The following is a 4975-nucleotide window of genomic DNA, read 5'->3' on the forward strand; positions in this document are numbered from 1 at the left end:
GTCCAGGCTCTGGTACACCCAGGTGCCCGATGCGAAGGCCATGACCGGCTATGTGCAGGCGGCGCTGCAGGCACAGGCCGAAGGCAAGGTGCTGCCGTTCGTGGTGTTCGATGCCAACGACCAGATCGTCGGCACCACCCGTTACTACGATCTGCAGCCGGACGTACCGCGGCTGAGCATCGGCTACACCTGGTATGGCGAATCGGTGCAGCGCACCGGGGTCAACTCCGAAACCAAGCTGATGCTGCTCAGCCATGCCTTCGAGCGGCTGGAATGCCTGAGCGTGGTGTTTGAAACCAGCTGGTTCAACTTCACCTCGCGCACCGCGATCGCACGCCTGGGCGCCAAGCAGGATGGCGTGCTGCGCAATCACCGCCGGCATCCCGACGGCACGCCGCGCGACACCGTCATCTTCTCCATCATCGATGCGGAATGGCAGGGCGTGAAACGCCACCTGCAGCACCGCCTCGATTCGCACGCATGAGCACGCACGCATGAGCACTTCCTCCTCGTTCACCGTCGGCATCGTCGGCGCCCGCGGCCATACCGGCGCCGAGCTGATCCGCCTGGTGGCAGCGCATCCGAACCTGCAGCTGGGCTTCGTGTCCTCGCGCGAACTGGCCGGGCAGCGCGTGTCCGACCACTACCCGCAATGGCAGGGCGAACTGCAGTTCGAGAATCTCGACGCCGACGCCGTTGCCGCCAAGGGCGTGGACGCGGTGGTCCTGGCCCTGCCCAACGGCCTGGCCGCGCCGTTCGTGGCGGCGCTGGAAACGGCGAAGCCGGACACGGTGATCGTCGACCTGTCGGCCGACTACCGTTTCGACAACACCTGGTACTACGGCCTGCCAGAGCTTACCCGCAGCCGTTACCGCGGACAGAAGCACATCAGCAATCCCGGCTGCTATGCCACCGCGATGCAGCTGGCGATCCATCCGCTGCTGGATCTGCTGGCTGGCCCGCCGCAGTGCTTCGGCGTGTCCGGCTACTCGGGTGCGGGCACCTCGCCGTCGGACAAGAACAACGTTGAACTGCTGGCCGACAACCTGATGCCGTACGCGCTGACCAACCACGTGCATGAGCGCGAGGTTTCCGTGCAGCTGGGCGTGGCGGTCGAATTCATGCCGCACGTCGCGCCGCATTTCCGTGGCATCACCCTCACCGCCAACCTGTGGTTGAACCGCGTGCAGACCCGCGAGCAGATCGTCGAGCGCTTCCAGCAGGCCTACGCCGGTGAAGCACTCATCGAGGTCGTGGACGAGGCGCCGTGGGTGAGCCGCATCGCTGGCCGCCACGGTGCCCAGGTCGGCGGCTTCACGCTCGCCCCGGGCGGCAAGCGGGTGGTGGTGGTGGCGACCCTGGACAACCTGCTCAAGGGCGCGGCCACCCAGGCCATGCAGAACCTCAATCTTGCGCTGGGCATCGACGAACTGACGTCGATCCCGCACTGAAACCGTACAGGAGCTCCCCATGGCAGACCTTCTTTGGCAGAAGCCAGGCGTCGCTGTCGATGCCCAGATCCAGACCTTCCTCGCCGGCGACGACGTGATCCTCGATCGCGAGTTCTTCCTGCATGACATTGCTGCCAGCGCCGCGCATGCGCAGGGCCTGCAGCACATCGGCATCCTCAGCGCCGACGAACTGGCCGGGTTGCTGCGTGAACTTGAGGTGCTGGCGCAGGACTTCCGCGAAGGCCGCTTCGTGCTGGATACGCAGTATGAGGATGGCCATTCGGCGATCGAGGCACGGTTGACCGAACGCCTGGGTGATGCCGGCCGCAAGATCCACACCGGCCGCAGCCGCAACGACCAGATCCTGGTCGCCACCCGGTTGTGGTTGAAGGAAAAGCTGCAGCGCGTGGCGCAGGTCAGCGCCGAAGTGGCAAAGGTGGCACTTGACCGTGCGCAGGCCGAGCAGCATCTGCCGATTCCCGGTTACACCCACATCCAGCGTGCCGTGGTGTCCTCGGCCGGCATGTGGTGGGCCGGTTGGGCCGAAGCCTTCATCGACAACGCCGTGCGTGCCCGCGATACCAATGCACTGGTCGATGCCAATCCGCTTGGCACCGCCGCCGGTTACGGCGTGAACCTGCCGCTGGATCGCGAGCACACCACCGCCGCGCTCGGCTTTGCGCGCATGCAGATTTCGCCGATCTACGCGCAGCTGTCGCGTGGAAAGTTCGAACTGGCCGCGCTGGAAGCGCTGGGCGGTGCCACCCTGGACCTGCGCCGCATTGCCTGGGACCTGTCGCTGTTCACCAGCGCCGAATTCGGTTTCGTCGCGTTGCCGGCGCAGTACACCACCGGCAGTTCGATCATGCCCAACAAGCGCAATCCGGACGTGATCGAGCTGATGCGCGCGACCCATGCCAGCGTCGCCGCTGCACGCACCGAAATCGAGCAGCTGCTGTCGCTGCCGTCGGGCTACCACCGCGACCTGCAGTCGTCCAAGGGCGCCATCTTCCACGGCTTCGGGCGCGGCCTGGCCGCGCTTGAACTGCTGCCGGCGCTGCTGGCCAACCTGGAATGGCGCGATGACAAGCTGCGTGCAGCGATCGATTCGGGCATGTATGCCACCGATGTCGCGGTGGAAGCTGCGGTAGCGGGCGTACCGTTCCGCGAGGCCTACAAGGCTGCTGCTGCCGGTGCCGACAGTGCAGGGCAGGGGCGCACGCCGGAAGGCAGCCTGGCGGCGCGCGTATCACCGGGTTCGGCGTCGGACCTGCGCCTGGATGAACTGCGCGCGCGCTGGCAGGCGCTGTCCTGATGGCCGGCACCGTCTACCTGGTGCTGGCGATGCGCCTGCCGGGCTTCACCGACGCCGTGGTGCAGCCGCACCGCGACTTCCTCGATGCGTTGCAGGCCGAGGGCCGGCTGCAGCTGACCGGCGGCTTTGCCGACGGCAGTGGTGGCGCCTATGTGCTGTGCAACCTCGACAGCCTCGCGCAGGCGCAGGCCATCGTCGCCACCGATCCGCTGGTGACGATGCAGGCATCGGCGCTGAGCGTCCATGAATGGAATACCCGCTGAGGCGCCCCTGATGACTGTCCACGCCGCCCACGTTGCATCGCCGTTCCCCGAACAAGCGCTGCCGTCGTGGCGGCGCGCCGTGCTCAAGGTCGGCAGCAGCCTGCTGGCCGCCGACGGTGGTGGCCTGTCGCCGCGCCACGCGCTGGGCCTGGCCCAGTTCGTTTCGGCCAACGTGCTGGCCGGGCGCGAGGTCGTCATCGTCTCCTCCGGCGCGGTCGCTGCCGGCCGCGCGATCCTGCCCCGGGCCGATGAACCCGGTGCGGCGATGGCGGCGCGGCAGGCGTTGGCGGCACTGGGCCAGGCGCAGCTGATCGGTCTGTGGCAGCGCTTCTTCGAGCGCCCGGTGGCGCAGGTGCTGCTGACCCATGACGATCTGCGCAACCGCCGCCGCTATCTCAATGCGCGGGCAACCCTCAACGAGCTGCTGCGGCTGGGCGCGCTGCCGGTGGTCAACGAGAACGACACCGTTTCGGTGGATGAGCTCAAGCTCGGTGACAACGACAACCTGGCCGCGACGGTGGCAGCGCTGGTCGATGCTGATGCACTGTTCATCGCCACCGACATCGACGGTCTCTACAGTGCAGATCCGCGCACGCATGCCGATGCCCGGCCACTGCATGAAGTGGCCGAGTTGAACGATGCCGTGCTGGCGATGGCTGGCGGCGCCGGTTCGGTCGCCGGTACCGGCGGCATGCGCACCAAGCTGGAGGCCGCAGCCAAGGCCGGCCGTGTCGGCATTGAAACCTATCTGTTCAATGGCCGCAGCGGCGAGGTGGTGCGCGCGCTGGCGCAGGATCGCCTGTTCGGCACCCGTATCCATGCAGCACGCAGCCGTGAGGCGGCCCGCAAGCACTGGCTGCGCCACGCTCCGCTCGCCGAAGGCGCGATCCTGGTCGATGCCGGCGCCGCCCAGGCGATGCGCGAGAAGGGGGCATCGCTGTTGCCCGGTGGCATCACCGGTGCCGACGGCGCGTTCCGGCGCGGTGACATGGTGCAGGTATGCTGGAACACCGACGCCGGCCGGGTGTGCGTGGCCCGTGGAGTGAGCCAGTACGCCGCCGATGACGTGCGCCGCATTGCCGGCCGCCACACCCGCGACATCCAGACCGTGCTCGGCTACAACTACGGCGGTACCGTCGTCCATCGCGACGATCTGGTGCTGCCATGAACCTACTGCAGGATATGCCGATGAGTGAGATCGAATCGCAGGCCCGTGCCTGCCGCGACGCGGCCCAGGTGGTTGCCGGCCTGGACAGCGATGCGCGCAGGGCACTGCTGCAGGCGATGGCGCAGGCGCTGGAGGTCAATGCCGGACAGATTCTTGCAGGCAATGCACGCGACCTGGCCGCCGCCCGCGAAAAAGGTGTGGGCAGCGCGATGCTCGACCGCCTGGCACTTGACCCGGCGCGCCTGCTGGCGATGGCCGACGCCGTGCGCGAGGTGGCCGGCCTGCCGGACCCGGTCGGGCAGGTGACCCGCGACGACGTGCGTCCGAACGGCATCCGCGTACAGAAGGTGCGCGTGCCGCTGGGAGTGATCGCGATGATCTACGAAGCTCGCCCGAACGTGACCGCCGAAGCCGCCGCGCTGTGCCTGAAGGCGGGCAACGGCGTGATCCTGCGTGGCGGCTCGGAGGCGATCCATTCCAATACCGCCATCGCCCAGGCGTTGGCGGGGGCATTGAAGGCCAACGGCGTGCCCCCTGCCGCTGTGACGGTGCTGACCGACCTGCGTCGCGAAGCAATGCTGGAACTGCTGCAGCTGCACGAACTGATCGACCTGGCCATCCCGCGCGGTGGCGAAGGCCTGATCCGCTTCGTCGCCGAGCACGCACGGGTGCCGGTGATCAAGCACTACAAGGGCGTCTGCCACCTGTTCGTCGATGCCAGTGCCGATCTCGACAAGTCAGTCGATCTGCTGGTGGACGGCAAGTGCAGTCGCCCGTC

At 67.6% G+C, this 4975-nt stretch carries 6 protein-coding genes; all 6 read left to right on the forward strand.

Features of this window, described 5'->3' with window-relative positions; translation table 11 throughout:
* Window positions 1-484, forward strand: a 484-nt coding sequence (locus AC1VAN_RS11100) for a GNAT family N-acetyltransferase (RefSeq protein ID WP_480985811.1), incomplete at its 5' end; no start/stop codon positions are given.
* Window positions 485-494: 10 nt separating this feature from the next.
* On the forward strand, window positions 495-1451 hold the full coding sequence (argC, locus tag AC1VAN_RS11105) for an N-acetyl-gamma-glutamyl-phosphate reductase (RefSeq protein ID WP_032978728.1): 957 nt from the start codon (window positions 495-497) through the stop codon (window positions 1449-1451).
* 19 nt (window positions 1452-1470) lie between these two features.
* Entirely contained in the window at window positions 1471-2766 is a 1296-nt protein-coding gene (gene argH / locus AC1VAN_RS11110) for an argininosuccinate lyase (protein WP_032978731.1), read from the forward strand.
* Window positions 2766-3029, forward strand: a complete 264-nt coding sequence (locus AC1VAN_RS11115) for a YciI family protein (RefSeq protein WP_025876435.1) — start codon at window positions 2766-2768, stop codon at window positions 3027-3029. The genes argH and AC1VAN_RS11115 overlap by 1 nt, the downstream gene beginning before the upstream one ends.
* Window positions 3030-3039: 10 nt before the next feature.
* Window positions 3040-4197 carry a glutamate 5-kinase gene (gene proB / locus AC1VAN_RS11120; RefSeq protein ID WP_032978734.1) on the forward strand — a complete coding sequence of 386 codons (1158 nt, stop codon included), beginning with the start codon at window positions 3040-3042 and terminating at the stop codon, window positions 4195-4197.
* Window positions 4194-4975: glutamate-5-semialdehyde dehydrogenase (locus AC1VAN_RS11125; protein ID WP_480985812.1), on the forward strand; the 782-nt coding region annotated here is incomplete at its 3' end. The genes proB and AC1VAN_RS11125, both read left to right, overlap by 4 nt.

It is taken from the genome of Stenotrophomonas sp. 05L44_2, assembly GCF_056665995.1.

Bases quoted from the DNA above. Each gene is read 5' to 3' on its own strand.
- argH (WP_032978731.1), top strand. From the start codon at position 1,471: ATGGCAGACCTTCTTTGGCAGAAGCCAGGCGTCGCTGTCGATGCCCAG.
- proB (WP_032978734.1), top strand. From the start codon at position 3,040: ATGACTGTCCACGCCGCCCACGTTGCATCGCCGTTCCCCGAACAAGCG.
- argC (WP_032978728.1), top strand. From the start codon at position 495: ATGAGCACTTCCTCCTCGTTCACCGTCGGCATCGTCGGCGCCCGCGGC.
- AC1VAN_RS11115 (WP_025876435.1), top strand. From the start codon at position 2,766: ATGGCCGGCACCGTCTACCTGGTGCTGGCGATGCGCCTGCCGGGCTTC.